The 4101-nt window shown below is 67.0% G+C and carries 4 protein-coding genes and 1 pseudogene; 2 read left to right on the top strand and 3 right to left on the bottom strand.

All coding sequences use genetic code 11. The features are described from left to right. Positions 1–264 (bottom strand): thiamine pyrophosphate-binding protein (locus ACE3O8_RS13035; RefSeq protein ID WP_374390416.1); only part of this gene is annotated, 264 nt, incomplete at its 3' end. 97 nt (positions 265–361) lie between these two features. Here ACE3O8_RS13035 and ACE3O8_RS13030 point away from each other — a divergent pair. Together ACE3O8_RS13030 and ACE3O8_RS13025 are read left to right on the top strand one after the other, a co-directional pair. Continuing rightward, complete coding sequence (locus ACE3O8_RS13030) at positions 362–1153, top strand: SDR family NAD(P)-dependent oxidoreductase (protein ID WP_374390414.1); 792 nt, start codon at positions 362–364, stop codon at positions 1151–1153. Between the two features lie 22 nt (positions 1154–1175). Then, positions 1176–2255, top strand: a complete 1080-nt coding sequence (locus tag ACE3O8_RS13025; RefSeq protein WP_374390412.1) for a zinc-binding dehydrogenase — start codon at positions 1176–1178, stop codon at positions 2253–2255. Positions 2256–2384: 129 nt separating this feature from the next. Here ACE3O8_RS13025 and ACE3O8_RS13020 read toward each other — a convergent pair. Then, a pseudogene (locus tag ACE3O8_RS13020) lies at positions 2385–2597 on the bottom strand (conjugal transfer protein TraG); the annotation flags it as partial. Between the two features lie 14 nt (positions 2598–2611). After that, on the bottom strand, positions 2612–4101 hold a 1490-nt coding region (locus ACE3O8_RS13015), incomplete at its 5' end, for a relaxase/mobilization nuclease domain-containing protein (RefSeq protein ID WP_374390410.1).

Below are 4101 nucleotides of genomic sequence, written 5' to 3'. Positions count from 1 at the left end.
GTTGGTGAAGCCGGGGCCGGCGGTGACGATGGCGACGCCCAGCTTGCCGGTCGTCCGCGCATAGGCGTCCGCCGCATGGCCCGCCGCGGATTCATGGCGGCAGTCGATCAGGCGGATGTCCTGCTCGATACAGCCCTTGAACAGTGCCTCCAGATGGCCGCCGTGGAGGGCGAAAGCCGTTTCGACTCCGGCCGCCTTCAGAGTACGGGCCAGAAGCTCTCCGCCTGTGAGGCTGGTGCTTTTCGTGGCTGTGTTGCCGGCCATTTCCATCTCCTCCTCCCGGATCGGCGCTTGTGCGCCTGCATGTCCGTATTTATAGTGCGCTATAACAACGAACGATCTTCTGGGGAAGGGCCGGCAAATGGCGAAGGCGTTGCGGTTCGAAGGCAAGGTGGCCGTGATCACGGGTGGCGCATCGGGGATCGGGGCGGCGACTGCGGCGCTGCTGCATGCGGAAGGCGCCGCCGTGGTGATTGCGGACCTGCCCGGCGAAGCAGGCGGTGCGCTGGTGGCAAAGCTTGGCGAACGGGCGATGTTCGTGCCGACGGACGTTTCAAGTTGGGAGGCCGTCGATGCGCTGATGACAGCGGCGGTGACCCGCTTCGGGCGGCTGGACATCCTTTTCAACAATGCCGGAATCGGCAGTTTCGGGGCGACGCCGGACCTGTCCGTGGAGGATTGGCGGCGGGTGATCGCAATCGACCTCGACGCCGTCTTCTATGGCTGCAAGGCGGCGATCCCGGCGATGCGCGCCAATGGCGGCGGGGTTATCGTGAACACCGCTTCTGCATCCGGCATGGCGGCCGATTATCATTTCACGGCCTATAACGCGGCCAAGGCGGGCGTGATCAACTATACGCGGGCTGTCGCCATCGATCATGCGCGGGAAGGTATCCGCTGCAACGCCGTCTGCCCCGGCCCGGTCGAAACGCCGATCCTGTCCGGCATTTCGGCCATCCCGGAAATCCGGGCGGCCTGGAACGAGGTGGTGCCGATGGGCCGGTTCGCACGGCCTGAGGAGATCGCTGAGGTCGTCGCCTTTCTTGCGTCTGACGCAGCCTCTTACCTGACGGGGGCTGCGATCCCGGTAGATGGCGGGCTGACGGCGCACACGGGGCAGCCTAACCTTGCCAAACTGCTGCCGGCCGTTTGAACAGACCCTGGGGAGGGACATGATGAAGGCAATCGTGCGCCGGGATCGCCGGCTGGTGACCGACGACATCGCGGAGCCTGCGCCCGGCCCCGGGCAGGTTCTGGTGAAAACTCTGGTGTGTGGGATCTGCGGATCGGATCTGCATGCGCTGCACCATCTGGAACATATGGTGGAGACCAACCTGCGCGCGGGCGCAGCCGACACGCTGGATGCATCTGCCGATATCGTGTTCGGGCATGAGTTTTCCGCCGAGATCCTGGACCATGGGCCGGAGACGGCGCGAACGCTGAAACCGGGCACGCGGGTTGTTTCCGTGCCGATGGCGCTGGGGCCGGGCGGCGTGGAACTGGTGGGCTATTCCAACCGTTATCCGGGCGGCTTCGCGGAACGGATGCTGTTGCAGGAAGCGATGCTGTTGCCGGTTCCCAACGGGTTGTCCGCTGAAGCCGCCGCCATGGTGGAGCCGATGGCGGTGGGGGAACATGCCGTCGGCAAGGCGAACCCCGGCAAGAACAGCGTGTGCCTGGTGGTGGGGTGCGGCCCGGTGGGGCTGGCCGTGATCGCGGCGCTGAAGGCGCGCGGACTGGGCCCGGTGATTGCCAGCGACTTTTCCGAGGCGCGCCGGCACATGGCGGAGGTGATGGGCGCCGATATCGTCGTGGATCCGTCGGCCAGCTCTCCGCATGCGCATTGGGAGGCGTTCGACGTGCCTGCCACGCTGGCGAGTTTTGGCGCTGCCCGGCTGATGGGGCGATCGATGCGGGACGCCATCGTGTTCGAATGCGTGGGCGTTCCGGGGCTGATCCAGTCCCTGGTGGAAGCCGTGCCGCCGACAGCCCGAATCGTGGTGGTGGGCGTGTGCATGGAAGACGACCGGATCACGCCGGTGCTGGCGATCAACAAGCAGCTGAGCCTGGATTTCGTGTTCGCCTACAGCCCCGAAGAGTTCGCAGCGACGCTGCAGCGGGTGGCGGACGGCACGATCGATGTCGCGCCGCTGATATCGGGCGTGGTGGGCCGTTCGGGCGTGCCGGCCGCCTTCGAGGCGCTGGGCAAGGCGGGCGGGCCGGTGAAGCTGATGGTGAACCCGGCGCTGGACTGAAGGCCAGAGTTTCCCCCGAAGCCGATGAGGTCGCAGGCGCAAACGTGCGCACGGCGCCTGGGGGATGACGAAAAGTGGCGCCCCGCACCGGATAAACATAACGAATATGTGTCGCCGTTTGTACTACTCTATGCGGGGCGCATACGCGTCGAAGCTGAACCACCACCAAAAGAAGGCCGGCGGCGGATAGATGCGCCAGCCGAAAGCCATGAACCAGGGTGGACCCAGCTCGGGCTGATAGGCCAAGGCCGCGGCCGTCCACTGTGTCGCGCCCCATACACCGGCGAGTACGATCAGGAACACGATGATGATCTGGCCCCACAGGATTTTAGTCGCGGACATGAAGGTCTCCTGATTCAGATGCCGAGGCCGCGCTTGCGGCCCAGCGTCCAGTCGATGCCGCCGCCGGCGCGGACCACGCCCGACACCTGACGGCCGAGTTGCTGTTCGAGGGTGCTGGCCCAGGGGACGAGGCGGAAGCCGAGGCCGTCGTCGATCATGGCGAAGCGGCCGGACGCGAGCGTGAGGCGCTGGCGCACAATACCTGCGATCTTCTCGCCGGTGGCAGCCGGGCGATAGGCAAGCCCGGTCTCGCCTGCGATCTTCGCGCCAACAGAGTCCAGCTCGCGCTTTCGCAGCGTGTCGAGCATCCCGCGCTCGAACACCGTCCGCTCGCCGAAGCGGCGCGCCAGCCCTTCCTTGACGAGATAATCGGTGCGCGCGTCCATTGCGCGCCGCACCTCGGCGGCGAAGCCGCCATCCGCGATGCTCGCGCCACGCTCGATCAGGCGGTGGTCCAGCCAGGTCGCGCCGGGCGCATTTACCTGTGCGGCGATGTCGAGGTCCGATCGCGTGGCGAGCACCAGCGTCGGCTTCTCCTCGCCGGCCCGCCCGATCGCGCGCAGCTCGACGATGCCGCCCAGCTTGGGGCTGTGCTCCAGCGCCTCGATGCCCGGCAGGCGGACATGATGGGTGCGCCCGTCAGTGCCGTCGATCACGGCATAGGCGGTGCCGGTCAGTTCGTCATGCAACCCCTTGTCGATCAGCCTGCCGGCGATCGGCTTCTCCGGCGCGCTGGTGACGACGGCGTAGCTGTCGAGCGGCCGGTCCTGCCCGCGATCCCTGAGCGCCGCGCCGATCGTGCGGATGATGTCGCCGCGCGCGCCCAGCTCGCGCAGCTTCGCCGCCGCGCCTTCCGCCACCGCCCATTGGCCGGAATTCCCTTCGGCCGCGAGCCCCATCATCTCCAGATGCTGCAACCGGCCGATCATCAACCGGCGGAGCCGTGGATCGTCGGGGCCGGGCCGCTCGGGGCGCAGGTCGATCACGCCCAGCTCGTCGGCGGAACGCTGGATCTCGGTGTCGAGCCGGGTCCAGCGTTCCGCCGTCACCTCACGGTCGAGTGCGCGCTGGACTTCATGCTCGGGTTTCGGCCCCAGCTCGGCCAACGCTAGGTCTTGCGCTCGCGAGCGGAGATTGTGGCTGATGTAGTCGCGGGAGATGACGAGATCGGCACCCTGATCGGTAACGCCGCGCACGAGCAGATGGACATGCGGGTTGTCGGTGTTCCAGTGATCGACTGCGACCCAATCGAGCCGCGTCCCCAGGTCCGCCTCCATCTGCCGCACCAGGTCGCGGGTGTATTCGCGCAGGTCGGTCAGCTCGGCGGCATCCTCCGGCGATACGATGACCCGGAAATGGTGCCGGTCATCCTTGCACCGCTCAGTGAAACCGCGATCGTCGGCGTTGTCGCCGGCCGCGTCGAACATCTGCGTCGGCGAGCCGTCACGGGTGACGCCATCGCGCTTCAAGAAAGCGAAGTGCGCGGATAGCGGCGCCGAGAGCC

The sequence above is a fragment of the Sandaracinobacter sp. genome, assembly GCF_041909755.1.
GTDB lineage: Bacteria > Pseudomonadota > Alphaproteobacteria > Sphingomonadales > Sphingomonadaceae > Sandaracinobacteroides.
This window is presented reverse-complemented; position numbering and strand designations above follow the sequence as displayed.

What these genes read in the sequence shown, in the direction of transcription:
- ACE3O8_RS13030 (WP_374390414.1), top strand. Translation starts at nt 362, where the DNA reads ATGGCGAAGGCGTTGCGGTTCGAAGGCAAGGTGGCCGTGATCACGGGT.
- ACE3O8_RS13025 (WP_374390412.1), top strand. Translation starts at nt 1,176, where the DNA reads ATGAAGGCAATCGTGCGCCGGGATCGCCGGCTGGTGACCGACGACATC.